The sequence below is a fragment of the Blautia sp. NSJ-175 genome, assembly GCF_022867815.1.
GTDB classification, from domain to species: Bacteria; Bacillota; Clostridia; order Lachnospirales; family Lachnospiraceae; genus Blautia; species Blautia celeris.
Genome location: NZ_JALIFQ010000021.1, coordinates 80,121 through 101,277 on the forward strand (window position 1 = coordinate 80,121; position 21,157 = coordinate 101,277).

A 21,157-nucleotide genomic window follows, 5' to 3' on the forward strand; every position below is an offset into this window, starting at 1 on the left:
GGCGGCAGCCCTGTCTTTTGCCGGGCTGCCGGGCATGATACAAAAATACATAAAAATGAGGTGTGTTATGACAGAGTATAAGATGGTGCTGCCTGTACTGGCAGCATTCATAGTCAGTGTGGTTCTGGGACCTATTATCATTCCCTATTTACGAAAGCTGAAAATGGGACAGACTGAGCGGGAAAACGGTGTGCAGTCTCATCTGAAAAAAGCGGGGACGCCTACCATGGGAGGGATTATTTTTCTGCTCTCCACAGTGGTCACATCCCTGTTTTATGTGAAGGATTACCCTAAAATCATCCCTGTACTGTTTTTGACGCTGGGATTCGGACTGATCGGCTTTTGGGATGACTATTTGAAAGTAGTCCTTAGGCGGTCGGACGGGCTTCTGGCCTGGCAGAAGATGCTGTGCCAGCTTGTGGTGACGGGAATCTTTGCCTTTTATCTGATGAAATTCACGGATGTATCCATGACGATCAAGGTGCCTTTTGCGGCAGGATATGAGATAAATCCGGGATTTCTTACGGTTCCGCTTTTATTTTTTGTGGTCATCGGTACAGTGAACGGTGTGAATTTTACGGACGGTCTGGATGGACTGGCCTCCTCGGTCACAATTATGGTTGCCACCTTCTTTTCCGTGGTTGCCATTGGCACAAAGAGCGGCATTGAACCCATCACCTGTGCGGTAGTGGGTGCGCTCATGGGATTTCTGCTGTTCAATGTCTATCCCGCCAAGATTTTTATGGGAGATACCGGTTCCCTGGCCCTGGGCGGATTTGTGGCAGGCACGGCGTATATGCTGCAGATGCCCTTATTCCTGCTGATCGTGGGACTGATCTATGTGGTGGAAGTGCTCTCTGTCATGATGCAGGTGACGTACTTCAAGATATCCCACGGCAAAAGAATTTTCAAGATGGCGCCTATCCACCATCACTTTGAATTGTGCGGCTGGTCCGAGACAAGGGTCGTTGCCGTATTCTCCATTATTACAGCCATCCTGTGCCTGATCGCACTGCTGGCATTATAAGAAAGGAAAAAGAGAAATGGACAGAACAGAGTTAAAAGGAAAACGTGTGCTTGTATTTGGTTCGGGAATCAGCGGCATCGGCGCGGTGCGCCTGCTGGAGGCAGTACAGGCTGATGTGATATTATATGACGGAAATGAAAAGCTGGACAAAGAGGAGATTAAAAAACGCCTGCCGGAACATTCATTGTGTGATATTGTTCTGGGAGATATGCCCCAAGACCTGCCGTCAACCCTTGACCTGGCAGTGATGAGTCCGGGGGTGCCTCTTGACATTCCACCTGTGGAGGCCCTTAAGCGCGCGGGCATTCCGGTATGGGGCGAGGTGGAACTGGCTTACCGCATGGGAGCGGGCACGGTTCTTGCCATAACAGGCACCAACGGAAAGACCACGACCACGGCACTTTTGGGAGAGATCATGCGGGCGTATGCCAAATCCGTCTTTGTGGTAGGCAACATCGGAAATGCCTATACAGGCGCAGCTCTCTCCATGACAGAAGAGAGTTATACCGTAGCGGAGATCAGCAGCTTTCAGCTTGAGACCACCATATCATTTCGCCCCAAGGTATCTGCTGTCCTGAACATTACAGAGGACCATTTAAACCGCCATCACACCATGCAGGAGTATATCCGGGTGAAGGAGATGATCGCGGGAAACCAGACAAAAGAGGATTTCTGTGTTCTCAACTATGAGGATGAGGAGCTTCGCCGGTTTGCAGAGGTATGTCCGGCTAAGACTCTCTTCTTCTCAAGCTTACATAAGCTGGATCATGGAATCTTCCTGGACGGCGGGCAGATCATCCTGCGCACCGGGACGGAGGAGATTTTGGTGGCAGAGACCAGTGGGCTTAAGCTGCTGGGACGCCATAACCATGAAAATGTCATGGCGGCTGTTGCTATGGCCTACTGTGCAGGTGTTCCCATGGAAACCATCCGGCAGGTGATACAAAGCTTTACAGCAGTGCCCCACAGGATTGAGTTTGTGGATGAGATTGACGGTGTGGCCTATTATAATGATTCCAAGGGAACCAACCCGGATGCGGCCATCAAGGGTATTCAGGCCATGAACCGGCCTACCCTGCTGATCGGCGGCGGTTACGACAAGGAGTCCTCCTATGAGGAGTGGATCCGGGCATTTGACGGCAAGGTGCGGTACCTGGTCCTCATTGGGCAGACAAAAGAGAAGATTGAAAAAGCTGCCCACAGCTGCGGCTTTATGAGTACCATTCTGGCGGAGGATCTGGAGGAAGCCGTTAAAATCTGTGCGGAGAAGGCAAATCCCGGAGACGCGGTCCTTCTCTCACCGGCCTGCGCAAGCTGGGGCCAGTTTGACAACTATGAGCAGAGGGGCGATAAGTTCAAAGAATACGTGAGAAATCGTAAGGAATAATATAAACCGTCAGACAATATAATGCAGTATGAGCAAAAAGGAAAGGGAAATGCGTGTGGAGAAGAGATACCTGAAAAAGCATCCCGTGGCGGGTGCGGCAGCAAGTGCTGCGGATGATAAGGTAAACGGGCAGAAAAGACGCATGGATGGAACGCTTTTGATTCTCGTACTGCTGCTGGTGGTCTGCGGTCTGATTTTTCTATATAGCACGAGTGCATATAATGGCAGGGTGAAGTTTCATGACCCTGCCTATTATTTTAAAAAGCAGCTTTTTGCAACCTCCCTGGGAATGATGGGCATGTATCTGGTATCATGTATGGACTATCATATCCTTACCAGGATGGCGCCATTTCTCTATGTGGTATCCATGGGGCTGTCCCTGGCAGTGCTTCTGTTCGGAGATGAATATAACGGCTCCAAACGCTGGCTGTCTATTGGACCTTTGTCGTTCCAGCCCTCGGAGTTTGCCAAGGTGGCAGTCATCCTGCTGCTCACCTATGTGATAACAAATTCCGAAAAGCGACAGGACAGTCTTCTGCATATGGCGGGAACCATGGCCCTGCTCCTCCCTATTGTGGGGCTTGTGGGGACCAACAACTTAAGCACTGCCATAATCATTCTGGGCATTGGCGTAATTCTGATTTTTGTATCCAATCCCAAATACCTTCCGTTTGTGGGAATCGGAGGGGTGGGGGTGCTTTTTATCGGTATTTTCCTGAGTATGGCCAGCTACCGCCTGGAGCGTATCGCCATCTGGAGAAACCCCGAAAAATATGAAAAGGGTTTTCAGACCATCCAGGGTCTGTACGCCATTGGAAGCGGCGGCATTTTCGGAAAGGGTCTGGGGAGCAGCCTGCAGAAGCTGGGATTTGTCCCTGAGGCGCAGAATGACATGATATTTTCCATTATCTGTGAAGAGACAGGTCTTATCGGTGCCTGCCTGCTGATCCTGGTCTTCGCCCTGCTGATCTGGAGGCTTATGGTGATTGCCACACATGCCAGAGATCTGTGCGGTGCTCTGATCGCTGCGGGGATCATGGGGCATATGGCAATCCAGGTGATCCTCAACATAGCGGTTGTAACTAACACCATACCTAACACGGGAATTACCCTTCCCTTTGTCAGCTACGGCGGAACCTCTGTACTGTTTCTGATGGGAGAGATGGGTCTGGCGCTGTCTGTGAGCCGGACGCGTTCGCCCTGAACCTTTTTCGCCTCTCTGCATACAATAGTGTATAGCCAGGAGGCGGGAGGAAAGGTAAGACTTGAATGAAATTAGGATAGAAGGCGGAAATCCGCTCACAGGCGAAGTAAGGATACAAGGTTCTAAAAATGCGGCGCTGCCAATGATGGCTGCCGCTCTTTTGCATAAAGGGAAAAGTGTACTGCATCACTGCCCGAAGATCGCAGATGTCTTTGTTATGGAAGAAATCCTGCGGGAACTGGGCATGCAGATTCGGCATGAGGGAGATACCCTGACGCTGGACCCTGCCCATGTGGAGAAAACAGAGATTGACTGCTGTGAGGGCCAGAAAATGCGCTCCTCTGTCATTCTGTTGGGAAGTCTGCTGGGCAGATTCAAAAACGCGTCCGTGCCTCATCCGGGAGGCTGTGTCATAGGGGAACGCCCCATTGACCTGCATCTGTACGCTCTGGAGCGGCTGGGTGCCGTATTCGAGGAGAAAGAGGGTGTTCTCACTGCCAGGACAGATGGGCTTGTGGGCAGCACCATTCATTTTCCAAAGGTAAGTGTGGGAGCTACCCAGAACGCAGTGCTGGCCTCTGTGCTTGCAAGAGGAACCACACACCTGGAGGGATGTGCCAGGGAGCCGGAAGTGGTATGGCTGTGCCGTTTTTTAAATGCCTGCGGTGCCAGAATCGAGGGAACAGGCAGTGATACCCTGACCATCACAGGAGTGGAGGAACTGCATGGGACAGAGTTCACTGTGCCTGCGGACAGGATTGTGGCAGGTACTTATGTGTGCGCCTGCGCGGCTACCAGAGGAGAGATTATCCTGGACGGCGCGCCGTTGGAGGAAATGGAAGCCCTCATGAGAGTGTACGAGAAAATGGGTGGACAATATGAAGCAATCGGTGGTAAACTGTCTTTGTGCAGCAAATGGGTGCAGGTTCCGTTAAGAAGGCAGTGTACGGAGGTATATCCGGGATTTCCCACGGATCTGCAGTCGCCGCTCATGGCGGTGCTGTGTACCATACCGGGAGAAAGCTGCCTGGTGGAAACGATTTTTGAGGACAGATTTAAGACAGCATCACAGCTTCTGCGCATGGGAGCCTATGTCCGGGTGGACGGCAGAAAAGCTGTTATCCGCGGCGGGACGCTTCGGGGCGCGGCTGTGGAGGCACAGGAACTGAGAGGCGGAGCAGCCCTTGTCATTGCAGGGCTGGCGGCGCAGGGGGAGACCCGTGTGAGAAACAGGCAGTACATTGAGCGGGGATATGAGGATATCTGCCGTGATCTGTCACAGCTCGGCGCCGTAATTGAGAGAGATTAAAGGGGAACATGTATGGACAGGAAAAAACACAGGATATTCTGGGGCTGCCTGGCAGCGGCCGTGTTAATAGCCATTGCGGTATTCTTTACCTGCTTTCAGATTACCAGTGTTAAAGTAGAAGGAAATCAGAATTATACGGAAGATGAAATCAAAAAAATGGTGCTGTCAGGCCCGCTTTCGGGCAATTCAGTGCTGGTGCGGTTTCTCAATCCTGATGAAAGAACAAAAGATGAGGAATTTATCAATAAAGTCTGGCTGGAGAGGACAGGCCGTCACAGTCTTGTGATCCATGTCAGGGAAAAAGAACTGATCGGCTATGTGAAATTTCTGGACGGCAACTTATACTTTGACAGAAACGGTATCGTGCAGGTGAGTACCACAGAGGAACTGGAGAATATACCGAATGTGGAGGGCCTTACGCTTGACAAGGTAGGGGTAGGCGAGAAAATTCCCGGGCTTGAAAAAGGCAGTCTGAGCCTGATCTTAAGCGTCACCAAGATGATGGAGAAGGGGGACAGGAAGCCGGACAGGCTGGTACTGGATGAAAAAGGACAGCTTGTGCTCTATTACGGCAAGGTGGAAGCCCGCATGGGCTCTGACAAAAATATGGACGAAAAAATGAGCAGACTTATGGGAATCATACCTCAGCTTGAGGGAATGGAAGGTGTCCTTCATCTGGAAAATGTGGACGAGACTTCAAAAAACGTGGTCTTTGACAAGGTTCTGAGTGAGGCGGAGCAAAAGGCGCTGGAGGACAAGGAGAACAAAAGCGGCGATGGTACAGATGAATCGGATACCGGTGATGAGGATTCTGACGGTTCCGATGATGAGTCCGGCTATGAGGATTCGGATGAGGGCGGTTATGAGGAGTATGACACCGGATATGAGGACTCAGGAGACGGGGATATGGATTATAACGAGGAAGATTCCGGCTACGGGGACGGTTCCGGGTATGAAGACTATGGTTCAGATGATGGTTCCGGGGAAGAATGACAGAGGAATTTTGTTTTTTATGGGACACAAATCGGGAAATTTTGATAATTTTTTTAAATTTTTTGTGAAAAAATAAATTTACCAGTTGATTAATTTTCCAAAAGACTATATTATATATCTATATGCATCATAAAGGTACTTAGAATTAAAGTACCTGGGTTTTCGGGTATTTATCATAAATACCCATGAGAACATGAAAAGAAACAGAGACAGATAAACCTGATTACAGAAAATCATACACGTCAGTGTATCCGAATGCGGATAAGATGCAGATATCTGTGTTCATGAAGAAGCAGCGAAGTGGATACAACAACCCGCTTTACAACATACGAGGGAAGCTAAAGGAGGAAGTACTTTGTTAGAGATAATGACAAACGAAGCTGAATCATCTGCAAAAATTATAGTGATTGGTGTAGGTGGAGCTGGTAATAACGCAGTCAACAGAATGGTGGAAGAGGCTATCGGCGGAGTGGAATTCGTCGGAGTCAATACAGATAAACAGGCCCTGACCTTATGCAAGGCACCGACTGTAGTGCAGATCGGTGAGAAGCTGACAAAAGGTCTTGGTGCAGGCGCTAAGCCGGAGATCGGCGAGAAAGCGGCTGAGGAGAGCATCGAAGAGATCAAACAGGTACTGCAGGGCGCAGATATGGTATTCGTTACCTGCGGTATGGGCGGCGGAACCGGAACAGGTGCCGCACCGATCGTGGCAGGCCTGGCAAAAGAAATGGGTATCCTGACCGTCGGCGTTGTCACAAAACCTTTCCGTTTTGAAGCTAAGACCCGTATGACAAACGCACTGACAGGTATTGAAAAATTAAAAGAGAATGTGGACACACTGATCGTTATCCCAAATGACCGTCTGCTGGAGATTGTAGACCGCCGGACAACCATGCCGGAAGCGCTCAGAAAAGCAGATGAGGTTCTGCAGCAGGCCGTACAGGGCATCACTGACCTGATCAACCTGCCGGCACTGATCAACCTCGACTTTGCGGATGTTCAGACCGTCATGATCGACAAGGGTATTGCACATATCGGTATCGGTGAAGGAAAAGGCGACGACAAGGCTATGGAAGCTGTACAGCAGGCCGTATCCAGTCCGCTTCTGGAGACCACTATCGAGGGCGCTTCCCATGTTATCATCAATGTATCCGGAGATATCTCTCTTATGGATGCCAACGATGCAGCCAGCTATGTACAGGATCTTACCGGAGAAGATACCAATATTATCTTCGGTGCCCTGTATGATGATAAAGAAGCTGATTATGTCAGAATCACTGTGATCGCTACAGGACTTGATGATGAGACAGCAAGGAAACCAAGCGTGAGCAGAGATAAGAAAGCAGCGAGACAGGAAGAACCGGTACAGCAGCAGACACCGGTACAGCAGCAGGCACCGGCATACAGCCAGCCTCAGCAGCAGCCGGCATTCAAGATGCCGTCCTTCCAGCCGCAGCAGGGCTTCGGAAGTACACAGCAGGGTACATTCACAAGCAATGTGCCGAAAAAGGATATCCAGATTCCGGATTTCCTGAAAAACAGAAGATAAGCGTTAAAATTACACAGGATAAAAGGGCAGTCCGGGAATTATTGCGGACTGCCTTTCGTGTATCAAAAGAGCTGTATTTCTGCATCGGGAGAGCAGATACAGGGTACTGTTCACCGCAGATGGTGCTTTCGGGCATGGCGTGGACCGTATAACGATACAGTAGAGGAGAACAGTTATGGATAATAATGGACTGACCCATTTTGACGGGGAAGGAAATGCGATCATGGTGGATGTGTCCGGCAAGGATGTGACAAGCCGTACAGCCACAGCAAAGGGCAGCATTCATGTAAACCGTGAAGTCATGGACGCGGTGGTGAACCACACAGCAAAAAAAGGTGACGTGCTGGGTGTGGCCCGTGTGGCCGGCATCATGGCAGTGAAACAGACGTCATCCCTGATTCCCATGTGCCACACACTGCTGATCAGCAAATGCAGTGTGGACTTTGAGACAGACCAGGAAAACCTGACCATTACAGCCATCTGCACAGCAAAAGTGGAAGGAAGGACCGGTGTGGAGATGGAAGCTCTCACAGGAGCCAGTGTGGCGCTTCTCACCATCTATGATATGTGCAAGGCCATTGACAAAGGCATGGTCCTGTCGGGGATTCATCTGGTGGAGAAAAAGGGCGGCAAAAGCGGGGATTTTTATTTCAAATGACAAATATTCCATATAAACATGCTTTTTATTGCAATCAAAAGGATTGGGGGAATTTTTATGAGAAGAGCAGCAGTGATAACATCGAGTGACAGCGGATATGCAGGAGAGAGAGAGGATATGAGTGCGCCTGTCATCTGTGAGATTCTGGAGAAAGCCGGCTATCAGATTACATACAAGATACTGCTCCCTGATGAGAGGGGCATGCTGAGCCGTGAGATGGCAAGGCTGGCAGATGAGAACATCGCAGATCTGATCCTCACCACAGGCGGAACGGGCTTCTCGCCCAGAGACTGCATGCCGGAGGCTACCATGGACATCTGTGAAAGACAGGTACCGGGTATTCCTGAGGCTATGCGGGCATACAGCATGCAGATCACGAAACGGGCCATGCTGAGCCGTCAGGCAGCAGGCATCAGAAAACAGGCACTGATCATCAATCTTCCGGGGAGCCCGAAGGCGGTGAGAGAATGCCTGGAGTATATTCTGCCGGAACTGGAACACGGCCTGGATATCCTGCAGGGAACCGCACACAATTGCGCCAGAACGTGACCATAGAGGACAGGCATCTGTGAACAAAACGGTATAATAAGCTTGAAAACAGACAGGGATGTGATACGGAGACCAGGATCAGCCGTAGAACATCCCTTTTTAAATTTAAAATTATTTCATATGTGCACCCAAATACCCTTCGGATTCGTCTAATGTATGTAAAAGACAATGAACCGGTTCAAAATATACAGCCAGTGTACCACTCCCCAAAAGGGAAATGCTTAGGCAGGACGCTGACAGAGAGGAGAACAGCATGTGGCTTGTAAAAAAGGCCCAGAGAGGGGACGCCGATGCTTTTGTGGAGCTGATCGAGCAGAACAAACAGGCAATGTACAAAGTAGCCAGAAGCTTTCTGAGCTGTGAGGCAGATATTGCCGACGCCATGTCAGAGGCAGTGCTTTCTGCCTATGAGCATTTGGCAGAGCTTAAGTCCGCCGCGTATTTCAAAACCTGGCTTACCAGAATCCTGATCAACTGCTGCAAAGACATCCTGCGGCAGCAGGGCAGATGCACCGTAGTGGAACAGGTGCCTGAAGAAGGAGCGGTGGAAGAGATGCAGAGCAACAGTGGATTCACAGATCTGATACAGGAACTTCCGAAGGATTTCCGGATGATTTTTGTCCTGTACTATGGGGAGGGTTTCTGTACCAGAGAGATAGCAGAACTTCTCGACATCAGTGAAAATACAGTAAAAAGCCGTCTGAGAAGAGGACGGATGAAGTTAAGTGATATCTTACAGCATCAATAAAGGAGGCACACTATGAATTATACAGAAAATGAAATGAAACAGATCCTGGAACAGGAAGTAGAGATACCGAAAAAAGTGGATGAACGCCTGCAGGACACTTACAGCCGGATCCGCAGCCAGAACAAGACAAGAACCAACTATGCCAAAAAGTCCTGGCGCAAGATTACGGCAGCAGCGGCAGCCGTAGTCCTCACCCTCACCGTAACCGGCGGCACAGCAGCGGCAGCTTACCTTTCCGAGCACACGGATTTCTTCCAGGGCATGTTCGGAAACACCACAAAATCTTCCCAGGAACACACCCAGATCCTTGCGGACCCGGATAAAGAGGACGGCATGATGGCTGACCTCCCAGGCAAAGAATACGTTCCGGTAGATGAGGAAAAAGCTGACGCCCTCATAGGCGGCAATATAACCGAGGTGAACATCACCAAAGAGATTGGTGATCACACCCTTACCATAGAGAACATTGTCACAGACGGCAACGGCATGCTCATGTCTATGACCCTGGAAAGACAGGGAGGAGTCACTGCACTGTACGCGGATGACGAGACAAACCGCACAAAAGGTGCCTATTTCTCCCAGGAATCCAACTTCTCCTTCTGTTTTGAAGATCAGGAAGGAAACCCTGCCGGTGAATTCATGTATGTAGACACAGAAAAGAGCACACCTGATAAATACTATATTTATGATTACATGATATGGGGCAGTGCAGAAAACACCTCAAACCAGCCCAGACTGCACATTTACACCTATCCCGTTACCTTCGGCGAGCTTCAGGAGATGAACGAGACAGACCCGGAAAAGAGAAATCAGATAGAAGTGACAGAAGATTACGTGGACCTTCCCCAGTGCGAAACCGTCTCCATGCAGTCCCTGTCCCGGGATGATACCTGGATATGTTCCTATTCCCCCATCTCCATGAACATCAACATGTCCGCCCAGGCCCCCGAAGAAGAGGCTCAGGACCCGTACTGCATCAAATACATCGAACTCAAATACAAAGACGGCACCAGCTACGTCATCTACGATCAGGACGAACTTGACAACACAGGCTACATCTGCGGCGTAGACACCGAATTCCGCCTGACCTACAACCGCATCGTAAACCCGGAAGACATTACCCAGATCCTCATCAACGACAACGTTTACGATGTAAACGAATAACCAACAACAATTCAAACGAACCGACAGTTTTATAAAAAATGAGCTGTCCCCTATTTCCGGGAGACAGCTCATCTTAAATTATATAACCTTCCGCCTGCAATATCATTAACAATGCTCTGTGGGAGTAAATTTCAACAGAACAATAAGAAAAATAACCGCTGCCACTGTCAGGGGAAAGAAAGGGCCGGCCTCCGGCCCTTTCTTTCCCCGTCCGCTAAGCCACCTATTTCCCCAGCCGTTCTCTGACTACTTCCATCGGCATCTCCCGCCCCGTCCATATCCGAAAGGCCTCCGCCCCCTGATACAACAACATGGCATACCCATTAAACCCCTTACATCCCATCTCCTTCGCCATCCGCAGCAGCTTTGTCTCCCATGGATTATAAACAATATCCCCCACAGCCAGCCCCTCATGCAGAAAATCCTTTCCCGGCAGAATACAACCATCTTCATCCGGTGCCATCCCCACAGAAGTGGCATTCACAACCAGCACACTATCCTCAAGACTCCTTTTCAGCCCATCCTTATCCTCATTATCACAGAGACAGATCACACATCCGGTTTCCTTTTCCAGCCGCCCGATCAAGTCTTTCATCCGAGGCAGAAACCTGCTCGTCATTCTGGCATACACATCAATTTTTCCTGCCCCGTCAAGCGCCGCCTGTGTACAGATAGCCGTGGCGGCTCCTCCGATACCCATAAGTGTTATATTCTTTCCTCTTACATCGATTTCCTGCTCCCTCACAGCCCGCATAAATCCGATTCCGTCCGTATTATGCCCGACCAGTTTCCCATCCCTGTTCTCCACAGTATTCACAGCTCCGATCAGACCTGCAGCGGGGGACAAGTCATCCAGATAGTCCAATATCTTATTTTTATTGGGCATAGTCAGATTAAATCCCTTTACACCCAGTGCGCGCAGTCCTTTTACGGCGTCTTTTAAAGTTCCTTCATTTACATCGAAACAAAGATAAACGAAATCAAGCCCCAGAGCCTGAAAGCCTGTATTATGCATCATAGGTGAAATACTGTGTTTCACCGGGCTTCCAAGCAGTCCGGTAAGCTGTGTTTGTCCCGTAATTGGTATCATGATTTTTCATCCTTTCTGAAACCTGGCGGCCATCTTTCTGTTACATGAATCTGAACAGTCTTCTGCCTGTCACATGAATCCATGCAGTCCGCCGCCTTTTTTCGCAGGCCGCCACCCGTAACGATTCAATAAAACCCAACTATAACCTGCACCTGCATTAATTTAAAGTGTAAAAGGAAACTTTCGTGGTGTCAAGAGAAAAAGTATGTTATAATAGCGGCAGTAATTTATCAGTTACTGTTCATACACCACTGTCCCGCCGGATGTTTTCAGGCCAAAGGCATGAAAACCCTGAGGCAGCCAGCGCGATATGGAGCAGAATGCTTCATATCCGTGCATCACGAAGCGTGTTGCTGGGCACGCAGTGAACAGTAACATTTACCAGGAGGAAAAAGGAACATGAAAACCGTAGAGATAAAAGGCATAAAGATCGGGGAGGGAATTCCGAAAATATGTATTCCCCTCACAGGAAAAACAAGAGAAGAAATCATAAAAGAAGCAGAAACAGTGAAAAACATGGAACCGGATTTCGTCGAATGGCGCGCAGATTGTTATGAGGAGGGAAAGAACAGCGAAAATAGTTTGGAAATGTTGAAAACCATTCACTGCGTTTTAGACAAGATTCCCCTTCTTTTTACCTTCAGAACCGACAAAGAAGGAGGCAGTCAGTCCATTACCTGTGAGGATTATGTAAATCTTCTGGAAAATGCCGCCAAAACCGGCTTTGTGGACCTGATTGACGTGGAAGCTTTTTTTGACACGGACAGGACAGAATCTTTGATGAAAAGATTGAAAGAATGCGGCGTTTATGTGGCTGCTTCCAACCATCATTTTGACAGGACACCTTCTATAGAAGAGATGGTAAAACGGATGGAGACCATGGACCGTTTCGGGGCCGATATTCTGAAACTGGCTGTCATGCCAAAAAGTGACGAGGACCTCATGTCTCTTTTGACAGCAACCGTCATGATGAAGCGCAGAACAGAGAAACCGGTCATCACTATGTCCATGGGAAAAACAGGAGTTTTGAGCCGTCTTTGCGGAGAGGCGTCAGGCTCAGCCGTCACATTTGCGGCGGGCATCAAGGCCTCTGCACCGGGCCAGATCCCGGCGGAAAGGATGCGCAGAACCCTGCAGCTTCTCCATGAAAGCTTTACATAAAGAGGATAACATAACAAGAAAAAACGGGACCAAAACTGTCGAAAAGATTTTTGATTCGTCCAAGCGGTTTTGACAAAATAAACACCCCCTATCACCTATAATGAACATTACTTATTCCAGATAAGTATGCAGCAGAAAACGCACTTAGCGGATTTTCTGCTGACATGAATGAGTCATACAAGGTTTAGGGGGTGTTTTGTGTACTACGAATTTTACATTGACGTTTTTTTCGTAGTCAATCTGGTAATGGATTTTTTGCTGCTGCGTCTGGTGAACCGGGTGCTGAAGGGGACTGCCACTCCTCTTCGTTCTCTGGCAGGTGCAGCGCTGGGAGCTGCCGGTATCTGTGTGATCACACTGCTGCCTTTATCGTCCCCCTACATAAGGGTATTGCTTTCACACGGCGTCCTGGGCATCCTCATGGTGTGGGTGGGCTGCTGCTGCAGGTCATGGAGAAAACTGTTTACAGGGATTTTACTTCTGTACGGTTTTTCCTTTCTCACAGGAGGGATACTTACGGCCCTGCCGGGCGGCACAAAGGAAGGCTTACTTACGTTTTGTTTCATCACCACAGCCACTTACTGGATTCTCATCTTAGGAATGCGACTCTTGGAATACTTAAAAGGAAAAAGCTCCGCCATTTGCGAAGTTATCATTCGCGCGGGCGGCAAATCAGTGAAAGTCAAAGGACTGTATGATACTGGCAACAGGCTGCGTGACACACTCACCAGAAAACCGGTGAGCGTTGTGGAATACGGGAGGTTTGAGGAGCTTCTTGGCGAGGACCAAAAGGCTTCTTTTGAGAGACTTCTAAGCGGAACCGGGAGTACGGAGGACATCTGTGCCCAATCGGTGCTTAAGTTTCATCCTCATTATATTTCCTATCGCAGCGTGGGGCAGGATAATGGACTAATGCTTGCCGTCACTGTAGATGAACTATATGTATCAGCAGGAGAAGAAGGCAGTGTGGTAAAACATGCAGTTTTAGGGCTTGCAGGGAACCAGCTTTCCACTGCCGGAAACTTTCAGATAATCGTCAATCCGTGCATTGTGAACGCAGAATAGAATGGTATTCTGCATTTCCGGGCACACAGCAGAGCAAAAGTCAGGATTTGCTTTGACAGTTTTAGGGAGGAGCATAAATGAATATGGAAGCAGCAGCAGAGAGAAAAGTACAGATGCCTGTTTTTTCGGGGTTTTCCAATATTATATTCAGAAGAGGGGAAGAAATTCATTATATCGGAGGAGCAGAGGTCCTTCCGGCGCCTTTGGACGCAGAAGCAGAGGCGGAAATGATAGGAAAATTACAGACAGAGGACAATGCAGATGCAAAATCACGTCTGATCGAACATAACCTGCGTCTGGTCGTTTACATTGCCAAGAAATTTGACAACACCGGGGTAGGGGTGGAGGATTTGATCTCCATTGGAACCATTGGCCTGATCAAAGCCATCAATACATTCAACCCCACAAAGAAGATCAAGCTGGCAACCTACGCATCCAGATGTATTGAAAATGAGATCCTTATGTATCTCAGGCGCAACAGCAAGACTAAGATGGAGGTTTCCATTGATGAGCCGCTGAACGTGGACTGGGATGGAAATGAACTGCTTTTATCCGATATTCTGGGGACGGATGAGGATGTGATCTATAGGGGAATCGAAAGTGAAGTGGAGCGGTCCCTTCTGGGGAAGGCGATCGGCAAGCTGACCAAAAGGGAACAGACCATTGTGCGGCTGCGGTTCGGCATCAATATGCCGGATGGCAGGGAAAAGACACAGAAGGAAGTAGCAGATCTTCTTGGAATCTCCCAGTCCTACATATCCAGGCTGGAAAAGCGGATCATGAAGAGACTGAAAAAAGAGATTGTAAGGTACGAATAACACATTACCGGGTTGACTGGGGAACCTCATTAAGGCTATACTTACTAGTGACAACACGAAGAGTTGATAATGAGGTGATGAGGATGCAGAAGGCTCTGCCAATCGGAAATGACCAGTTTCGTATAGTAAGAGAAAAAGATTATTATTATATTGACAAAACACTTCTTATAAAAGAATTTTTAGAGCTGAGGGATACGGCTTCCCTGATCACAAGACCGAGAAGATTCGGGAAAACACTAAATATGACCATGCTCCGGGAATTTTTTGATATCACAAGAGACAGCAGAGAGATTTTTAAGGGGCTTGCCATTATGGATACAAAATACGCATCCCTTATAAATACGAAACCTGTCATTTATTTTTCCTTTAAAGACTGTAGCGGTAAGACACAGGATGAGCTGAAGGTGCGTCTCTCGAAGGAAATCCTAAAAGAATATCAGAGATATGCAGTCATTTTTGAAAGCGGCAGCCAGGATAAAAGAGATGTATATGTAAGGATATTCTACAACAATCTTGAAAAACTAATTTCATGTTCTATGTCATTTGCAGAGTTGTCTGCCTATGTGGAAGAACTTATCAGGGTGGTACATGATCATTATGGGGCTGCTCCGATTCTGCTGATCGATGAATATGACCAGCCGGTTTTATCCAGCTATGAAAATGGATACAGAAAGGAACTGGGAGATTTCTTTTCCAGCTTTTACGGGTCTGCCCTGAAGGGAAATGAGTACATGGACCAGGCGCTGCTTACAGGAATCCAGAGAGTGGCAAAAGAGAGTATATTTTCCAAACTGAATAATATCAGTATCTATACAGTGATAGATGAATGTTATTCTGACAAATTCGGCATCACAAAAAGAGAGGCAGAAAAACTGCTCTGTGATTTTGGCATGGAACTGTCTGCAGTGGTGAAAGAAAAGTATGATGGATATCGGTTTGGGAGATATGACATTTATAATCCGTGGTCCCTGTTATGCTATATCAGGAAGGGCAGGGCTGAGAATTTCTGGGTGAATACCTCCACCAATTATCTGGTAAAAGAGGCTGTGAAAAAGGCAGATGAACGGTTTCGCAGGGAATTTGATGAGCTGATCGAAAAGAAAACCGTACGGGTTGGAATTAATTTGGAGACTTCATTTATAGAACTGCAGGATAATTACAGTTTGTGGGGCCTGCTGGTAAACGCAGGATATGTGACCGTGGAGGATGTGGAGGACGAAAGTTTTATGAAAGTCCGCATTCCGAATGAGGAGGTGTGCGCTGAGTTTCGTAAAATCCTGGCGGAGCAGGCGAATATTTCCGATATGGACCTGCAGGGAATGTTCCGCTGCCTGCTGGAAAAAGATATGGAGGGATTCCTGAAAATTTATCGGGATATTGTCATATCCTGTACCAGCTATTTTGATGCCAGGGAGAATGCTTATCATATGCTGTTTCTGGGAATGTGTATCAGTGTAAGAGGAATCTACGAGGTGAGCAGTAATCTGGAACAGGGGCATGGACGCAGTGATATTACGCTGAAGGCTCTGGAACCGGGACGTCCGCATATCATTTTGGAATTTAAGCAGGGAAGTGATGTGGAGACACTGAAAAAATCTGCATTGAAACAAATACTAAAAAAGCAGTATTACAGCGGTCTGACAGGAGAAGTCCTGTGTGTAGGCATTGCACATGACAAAAAGCAGTGTGCGCTTACGTGGGAATCTATAACTGTCACGGGCAGCGGGCAGGCCGTGAGGGAAAATATTTAGGGGATAAATTTTAAAATATAAAACAGCCGTCTGGTAACACGGGGAGACATATCCAATGGGATTTGCAGCTTCCGGTTATGGGACGGCTGTTTTATTTGCGTTCATTTTTAATGCGTTTTTCTGCAATCATATATACTGCTGTTCATCAAAATCATATATTTAATGATTCTGCTGAATTACATATTCTGCTGTATCTCCTGTTTTTCTTTCAAAATGATCTCTGCGAGCTGGGCAATCCGTTCATCGGACATTCTGGCAGCTGGGGCGGAGATGGAGAAGGCGTAGCGGGCACGTCCCTTATAATCAGGGAGACTTACCGCGATACAGCGCACACCAAGCTCATTTTCCTCATCGTCCAGGGCATAGCCTTTTTTTCTCACTTCTTCTATTTTTTCCTGAAAACGGGAAAATTCCGTAATCGTATGGGGGGTCAGGCACTCAATACTGCTTGCATCCCAGAAACGGCGTATCTGTTCCTCGTCCATATCAGCAGCCATGGCTTTTCCAACACCGGAGCAGTAAAGGGGAATTCGGTTGCCTACCTTGGATACCATGCGGACAGAATTCTGGTAGGATTCTTCTTTATAGATATATACAGCTTCCGCGCCGTCAAGCTGGACAAAATGCACGGTTTCCCCTGTCTTTTCGGAGAGCTTTTTCAGATGAGGGCGCACAACCTCCAAAATGTCCATACGGCTTAACAGACGGTTGGAGAGGCTTAATAATTTCAGGGACAAGTCATATTTCTGTGTGTCCGTATCCTGTTTTACATATCCCATATAGATAAGGGAGCAGAGCAGACGGTGCACTGTGCTTTTGTTGAGCGCAAGCTGCCGGCTTAAGTCTGCCAGCGCAATAGGGCCGTCAGATGCCAGGGTTTCCAGGACGAGAAACAGCCTGTCAGCCACCTGGATGGGATTCTTTTCTTCCATAATATATTCCTGCCTTTGGTTATTTTTCACGAATAGGCTTTGGCGTTATTGTAACACTTTCCCATTCAGGAAACAACCGGAATTTTTTTTCATTTTACTCTTGACAATCTGAGCGAGAAGAGTATAATTCAAGATAAAGATACCACAATACGAAACGGAGTTTCATAATGTGGAATGAATAAACACGAATAGGCAAACACAGCAAGGCCCATAAAACGAAAAATCAATCATTCATTTCAAGGAGGAAGTTATGAACGCAATCTTAGAACAGCTTTCAAAATTCGGTGTTGTACCGGTAGTCGTATTAAACGAGGTCAAAGATGCAGAGCCGCTGGCAAAAGCATTATGTGAGGGAGGACTTCCCTGTGCAGAGGTAACATTCCGTACCGCAGCAGCCGAGGAATCTATCCGCACCATGACAGAGAAATTCCCGGAGATGCTGGTAGGTGCCGGTACAGTCCTGACCACAGAGCAGGTGGACCGCGCAGTTGCAGCAGGCGCCAAATTCATTGTAAGCCCGGGATTTGATCCGGAGATTGTGGACTACTGCCTGAATAAAGACATTTTGGTTCTGCCCGGATGCGTAACTCCTTCTGAAGTGGCACAGGGCGTGAAACGCGGCCTGAAAGTTCTGAAATTCTTCCCGGCTGAGCAGTACGGCGGAGTATCCACGATCAAAGCTATGGCAGCAGCCTATGTGGGAATCAAATTCATGCCTACTGGCGGCATCAATCCTAAGAATGTAAAAGATTACCTGACCTGCGACAAAATCTTCGCATGCGGCGGAAGCTGGATGGTAAAAGGTGATCTGATTGCAGCAGGAGAGTTTGACAAGATCAAATCCCTGACCGAGGAAGCCGTTGCCCTGGTAAAGGAAGTAAGATAAATACAGGAGATATGTAACTGTCCATTACCCTTACAGTTACGGAAATATATTATTTCAAAGGAGAATTAAAAAAATGGCAAAAAGAGTGATTACATTTGGTGAAATCATGTTAAGACTGGCTCCGGAAGGATACTATCGTTTTGTACAGGCAGATACTTTCGGCGCAACATACGGCGGAGGAGAGGCTAACGTAGCTGTTTCCCTTGCTAACTACGGATTCGACGCAGCATTTGTTACAAAGCTGCCAAAACATGAAATCGGACAGGCTGCTATCAATTCCTTAAGAAAATATGGTGTAGATACAACGGAAATCGCACGCGGCGGCGACCGTGTGGGAATTTATTTCCTTGAAAAAGGTGCATCCCAGAGACCCTCTAAGGTTATTTATGACCGTGCTGGCTCCTCTATCGCTACAGCAAAATCCTCTGACTTCGATTGGAAGCACATTTTCGACGGCGCTGACTGGTTCCATTTTACGGGAATCACACCGGCCTTAAATGATGAAGTAGCAGCTATCTGTCTGGAAGCCTGCAAAGCAGCCAAAGATGCAGGCCTGACCATCTCCTGTGACTTAAACTACAGAAATAAACTGTGGTCCAAGGAAAAAGCAGGACAGGTTATGGGTGAGATCTGCAAATATGTGGATGTCTGCATCGCAAACGAAGAGGATGCTGCCGATGTATTCGGCATCAAAGCAGCCAACACAGATGTTACTGCAGGTACTGTAAACCACGAGGGATACAAAGATGTTGCAAAACAGCTTGCTGACCGTTTTGGTTTCTCAAAGGTTGCCATTACACTGAGAGAGTCCCTGTCTGCAAATGACAATAACTGGTCCGCTATGTTATATGACGGAAATGATTACTTCTTCAGCAAAAAATACAAAATGCACATCGTTGACCGTGTAGGCGGCGGCGACAGCTTTGGCGGCGGATTGATCTGTGCATGCTTAAACGGCTATGACGCACAGGCCACCATCGAGTTCGCAGTAGCAGCTTCCTGCCTGAAGCATTCGATTGAAGGTGACTTCAACATGGTTTCCATGGACGAGGTTTCCAAACTTGCAGGCGGAGACGGTTCAGGGCGTGTGCAGAGATAAGGACAGAATAAATAGTTATAAATGATAGCCCTTTTGCCATGGGTGAACATTTAAATAAAAATGGGATGTTGTGAAAACAGCATCCCATTGTTTATAACAGCAGACCATTTGGAAAGTATTCTCTGCTGAAGCAGATTGGGCTGGACAGCAGTTTTATGGTTATTGATAGATAAGAGAATCAGGGAGGGTTTTAGGATGAAAAAAGATTTTGATTTGCTTTCATTAGGAGAGATTTTACTGAGGCTGTCACCGCCGGATAATGAGAGGATCGTGCGCGGTGAGACATTTCAGAAGCAGGTGGGCGGCGCTGAGTTAAACGTGGTGTCAGGTGCGTCTCTTCTGGGCCTCAGGACAGGAATCATATCCAAGCTGCCGGATAATGCGCTGGGTGTTTATGCCAAGAACAGGGTTCGTTTCTGCGGAGTCAGTGATGACTATCTGGTGTATGACGAGGAGCCGGATGCAAGGCTTGGTATCTATTATTATGAAAACGGAGCATATCCCAGGAAACCAAGTGTGGTTTATGACAGGCGGCATGCGTCTTTCTGTAAGATTGGGGTGGAAGAGCTGCCGCAGGAGATGTTTGCAAGCACCAGGTGTTTCCATACCAGCGGGATCACACTGGCATTGGCGGAGAATACCAGGAATACAGCGGTGGAGATGATCAGGAAGTTTAAGGAGAATGGGGCGATTATTTCTTTTGATGTGAATTTTAGGGGAAATCTCTGGACCGGGGCGGAGGCGAAAGAATGTATTGAGAAGATTCTGCCCTATGTGGATGTTTTCTTCTGTTCTGAGGATACGGCAAGGCTGACATTTTTGAAAGATGGGGATGTGAAGTCTATGATGAAGAGTTTTACGGAGGAATATCCGATTTCTATTGTGGCTTCTACGCAGAGGATTGTGCATAGTCCTAAGGTGCATACGTTTGGGTCTGTGATCTATAATGCGGAGGAAGACAGGTACTATGAGGAGGAGCCGTATCGGGATATTGAGGTTGTGGACAGGATTGGGAGCGGGGATGCTTATATTTCCGGAGCGCTTTATGGGCTGCTGGCACATGAGTTTGACTGTCAGAAGGCGCTTCAGTATGGGAATGCGACCAGTTCTGTGAAGAATACGATTCCGGGGGATCTGCCTTCTTGTGATTTGAAGGAGATTGATCGGATTATTCGGAATCATATGGGGATGGGGGCGCAGGTGGAAATGGAACGATGATGTAGGGACGTATAAAAGGAGACACAAAACGAAAGATGGTCGAAGGGGGACGCCCAAAGGGGAAGACCGGCAGGGGCAGCAGGCCCGCAGGGGGTTCTCCGGCTGATGCCTTCGTCGGCTAGTCTTGCTAAGAAAAAAATGAAGCCCCGGACAAGGCACCGGGCAGAACCGCAGTCCAGCCTTTATGGCTGAACTGCTCAACTGCCCTGAAATTTCGGATGGTAACCGAAATTTCTCCTTGTCCGGGGCTTCATTTTTTCCTAAGCAAGTCTACGCCTCCTACGGAACACCAGCCGGAGAACCCCCTGCGGGCTTGCTGCCCCTGCCGGTCTTCCCCTTTGGCCTGAGAGCGTCGCTTGGGAGGAAAAGAGAGAGCGTCGTTTGGAAGGAAAAGTCGGAGAACCGTTCGGAAGGAAAAGAGAGAGCGTTATTTAAACTGTACCCCTTGTCAAGGACATTTTGAATTTGTGTAGTACCTATTTTTTAGACAAATCTACACAAAACATATCCTTGATTTTAAACAACTGAGAATGGTGACAGATCCTGGGC

The 21,157-nt window shown here is 48.1% G+C and carries 19 protein-coding genes; 17 read left to right on the forward strand and 2 right to left on the reverse strand.

Annotated elements, in window-relative coordinates; all coding sequences use genetic code 11:
- The first annotated feature begins 67 nt into the window (after positions 1–67).
- From mraY to MUB35_RS24280, 10 genes are all read left to right on the forward strand, one after another.
- Positions 68–1,027: a phospho-N-acetylmuramoyl-pentapeptide-transferase gene (gene mraY / locus MUB35_RS24235; protein ID WP_033139081.1), complete on the forward strand. Its 960-nt coding sequence runs from the start codon at positions 68–70 to the stop codon at positions 1,025–1,027.
- Between the two features lie 16 nt (positions 1,028–1,043).
- A complete protein-coding gene (gene murD, locus MUB35_RS24240; RefSeq protein ID WP_103732707.1) occupies positions 1,044–2,414 on the forward strand; it encodes a UDP-N-acetylmuramoyl-L-alanine--D-glutamate ligase in 1,371 nt (456 codons plus the stop codon).
- 142 nt (positions 2,415–2,556) lie between these two features.
- On the forward strand, positions 2,557–3,618 hold the full coding sequence (locus MUB35_RS24245) for an FtsW/RodA/SpoVE family cell cycle protein (protein ID WP_052098752.1): 1,062 nt from the start codon (positions 2,557–2,559) through the stop codon (positions 3,616–3,618).
- A 61-nt stretch (positions 3,619–3,679) separates the two neighbouring features.
- Complete coding sequence (gene murA / locus MUB35_RS24250; RefSeq protein ID WP_033139058.1) at positions 3,680–4,927, forward strand: UDP-N-acetylglucosamine 1-carboxyvinyltransferase; 1,248 nt, start codon at positions 3,680–3,682, stop codon at positions 4,925–4,927.
- A 12-nt stretch (positions 4,928–4,939) separates the two neighbouring features.
- Positions 4,940–5,920 carry a cell division protein FtsQ/DivIB gene (locus MUB35_RS24255; protein WP_052098749.1) on the forward strand — a complete coding sequence of 327 codons (981 nt, stop codon included), beginning with the start codon at positions 4,940–4,942 and terminating at the stop codon, positions 5,918–5,920.
- Positions 5,921–6,287: 367 nt separating this feature from the next.
- Positions 6,288–7,469 carry a cell division protein FtsZ gene (gene ftsZ, locus MUB35_RS24260; RefSeq protein WP_244806974.1) on the forward strand — a complete coding sequence of 394 codons (1,182 nt, stop codon included), beginning with the start codon at positions 6,288–6,290 and terminating at the stop codon, positions 7,467–7,469.
- Positions 7,470–7,644: 175 nt separating this feature from the next.
- Positions 7,645–8,127 (forward strand): cyclic pyranopterin monophosphate synthase MoaC, encoded by a 483-nt coding sequence (gene moaC / locus MUB35_RS24265; RefSeq protein ID WP_033139057.1) that lies wholly within the window; start codon positions 7,645–7,647, stop codon positions 8,125–8,127.
- Between the two features lie 57 nt (positions 8,128–8,184).
- Positions 8,185–8,676 carry a MogA/MoaB family molybdenum cofactor biosynthesis protein gene (locus MUB35_RS24270; protein WP_033139056.1) on the forward strand — a complete coding sequence of 164 codons (492 nt, stop codon included), beginning with the start codon at positions 8,185–8,187 and terminating at the stop codon, positions 8,674–8,676.
- A gap of 253 nt (positions 8,677–8,929) precedes the next feature.
- The gene (locus MUB35_RS24275) at positions 8,930–9,424 is read left to right on the forward strand and encodes an RNA polymerase sigma factor (protein ID WP_244806970.1); all 495 of its coding nucleotides are present in this window, start codon (positions 8,930–8,932) and stop codon (positions 9,422–9,424) included.
- A 12-nt stretch (positions 9,425–9,436) separates the two neighbouring features.
- Positions 9,437–10,588 (forward strand): DUF4179 domain-containing protein, encoded by a 1,152-nt coding sequence (locus MUB35_RS24280; protein WP_033139054.1) that lies wholly within the window; start codon positions 9,437–9,439, stop codon positions 10,586–10,588.
- Positions 10,589–10,811: 223 nt separating this feature from the next.
- On the opposite strand, the gene MUB35_RS24285 is transcribed toward MUB35_RS24280, so the two are convergent.
- The gene (locus MUB35_RS24285; RefSeq protein ID WP_033139053.1) at positions 10,812–11,678 is read right to left on the reverse strand and encodes a shikimate dehydrogenase; all 867 of its coding nucleotides are present in this window, start codon (positions 11,676–11,678) and stop codon (positions 10,812–10,814) included.
- Positions 11,679–12,077: 399 nt separating this feature from the next.
- Between MUB35_RS24285 and aroD the strand changes: the two genes are divergently transcribed.
- The 4 genes from aroD (at position 12,078) to MUB35_RS24305 (ending at position 16,473) form a co-directional block, all read left to right on the forward strand.
- Entirely contained in the window at positions 12,078–12,839 is a 762-nt protein-coding gene (gene aroD / locus MUB35_RS24290; RefSeq protein ID WP_148393323.1) for a type I 3-dehydroquinate dehydratase, read from the forward strand.
- A gap of 198 nt (positions 12,840–13,037) precedes the next feature.
- Positions 13,038–13,904, forward strand: coding sequence for a sigma-E processing peptidase SpoIIGA (locus MUB35_RS24295; RefSeq protein WP_244806971.1), 867 nt, complete (start codon positions 13,038–13,040; stop codon positions 13,902–13,904).
- A 113-nt stretch (positions 13,905–14,017) separates the two neighbouring features.
- Positions 14,018–14,722, forward strand: a complete 705-nt coding sequence (sigE, locus tag MUB35_RS24300; RefSeq protein ID WP_225305410.1) for an RNA polymerase sporulation sigma factor SigE — start codon at positions 14,018–14,020, stop codon at positions 14,720–14,722.
- Between the two features lie 83 nt (positions 14,723–14,805).
- The gene (locus tag MUB35_RS24305; protein WP_052098743.1) at positions 14,806–16,473 is read left to right on the forward strand and encodes an AAA family ATPase; all 1,668 of its coding nucleotides are present in this window, start codon (positions 14,806–14,808) and stop codon (positions 16,471–16,473) included.
- 176 nt (positions 16,474–16,649) lie between these two features.
- Here MUB35_RS24305 and MUB35_RS24310 read toward each other — a convergent pair whose 3' ends face one another.
- Complete coding sequence (locus MUB35_RS24310) at positions 16,650–17,405, reverse strand: IclR family transcriptional regulator (protein WP_244806972.1); 756 nt, start codon at positions 17,403–17,405, stop codon at positions 16,650–16,652.
- 250 nt (positions 17,406–17,655) lie between these two features.
- Here MUB35_RS24310 and eda point away from each other — a divergent pair, with 250 nt between their 5' ends.
- The 3 genes from eda (at position 17,656) to MUB35_RS24325 (ending at position 20,608) form a co-directional block, all read left to right on the forward strand.
- The gene (gene eda, locus MUB35_RS24315; protein WP_103732364.1) at positions 17,656–18,291 is read left to right on the forward strand and encodes a bifunctional 4-hydroxy-2-oxoglutarate aldolase/2-dehydro-3-deoxy-phosphogluconate aldolase; all 636 of its coding nucleotides are present in this window, start codon (positions 17,656–17,658) and stop codon (positions 18,289–18,291) included.
- A gap of 73 nt (positions 18,292–18,364) precedes the next feature.
- Entirely contained in the window at positions 18,365–19,390 is a 1,026-nt protein-coding gene (locus MUB35_RS24320) for a sugar kinase (protein WP_148393319.1), read from the forward strand.
- Positions 19,391–19,585: 195 nt separating this feature from the next.
- Entirely contained in the window at positions 19,586–20,608 is a 1,023-nt protein-coding gene (locus MUB35_RS24325) for a sugar kinase (protein WP_244806973.1), read from the forward strand.
- Positions 20,609–21,157 lie beyond the last annotated feature (549 nt).

Excerpts from the sequence above, each read along its gene's own strand:
- mraY (WP_033139081.1), top strand. The coding sequence starts at position 68 with ATGACAGAGTATAAGATGGTGCTGCCTGTACTGGCAGCATTCATAGTC.
- murD (WP_103732707.1), top strand. The coding sequence starts at position 1,044 with ATGGACAGAACAGAGTTAAAAGGAAAACGTGTGCTTGTATTTGGTTCG.
- MUB35_RS24245 (WP_052098752.1), top strand. The coding sequence starts at position 2,557 with ATGGATGGAACGCTTTTGATTCTCGTACTGCTGCTGGTGGTCTGCGGT.
- MUB35_RS24255 (WP_052098749.1), top strand. The coding sequence starts at position 4,940 with ATGGACAGGAAAAAACACAGGATATTCTGGGGCTGCCTGGCAGCGGCC.
- ftsZ (WP_244806974.1), top strand. The coding sequence starts at position 6,288 with ATGACAAACGAAGCTGAATCATCTGCAAAAATTATAGTGATTGGTGTA.
- moaC (WP_033139057.1), top strand. The coding sequence starts at position 7,645 with ATGGATAATAATGGACTGACCCATTTTGACGGGGAAGGAAATGCGATC.
- MUB35_RS24270 (WP_033139056.1), top strand. The coding sequence starts at position 8,185 with ATGAGAAGAGCAGCAGTGATAACATCGAGTGACAGCGGATATGCAGGA.
- MUB35_RS24275 (WP_244806970.1), top strand. The coding sequence starts at position 8,930 with ATGTGGCTTGTAAAAAAGGCCCAGAGAGGGGACGCCGATGCTTTTGTG.
- MUB35_RS24280 (WP_033139054.1), top strand. The coding sequence starts at position 9,437 with ATGAATTATACAGAAAATGAAATGAAACAGATCCTGGAACAGGAAGTA.
- MUB35_RS24285 (WP_033139053.1), bottom strand. The coding sequence starts at position 11,678 with ATGATACCAATTACGGGACAAACACAGCTTACCGGACTGCTTGGAAGC.
- aroD (WP_148393323.1), top strand. The coding sequence starts at position 12,078 with ATGAAAACCGTAGAGATAAAAGGCATAAAGATCGGGGAGGGAATTCCG.
- sigE (WP_225305410.1), top strand. The coding sequence starts at position 14,018 with ATGCCTGTTTTTTCGGGGTTTTCCAATATTATATTCAGAAGAGGGGAA.
- MUB35_RS24305 (WP_052098743.1), top strand. The coding sequence starts at position 14,806 with ATGCAGAAGGCTCTGCCAATCGGAAATGACCAGTTTCGTATAGTAAGA.
- MUB35_RS24310 (WP_244806972.1), bottom strand. The coding sequence starts at position 17,405 with ATGGAAGAAAAGAATCCCATCCAGGTGGCTGACAGGCTGTTTCTCGTC.
- eda (WP_103732364.1), top strand. The coding sequence starts at position 17,656 with ATGAACGCAATCTTAGAACAGCTTTCAAAATTCGGTGTTGTACCGGTA.
- MUB35_RS24320 (WP_148393319.1), top strand. The coding sequence starts at position 18,365 with ATGGCAAAAAGAGTGATTACATTTGGTGAAATCATGTTAAGACTGGCT.
- MUB35_RS24325 (WP_244806973.1), top strand. The coding sequence starts at position 19,586 with ATGAAAAAAGATTTTGATTTGCTTTCATTAGGAGAGATTTTACTGAGG.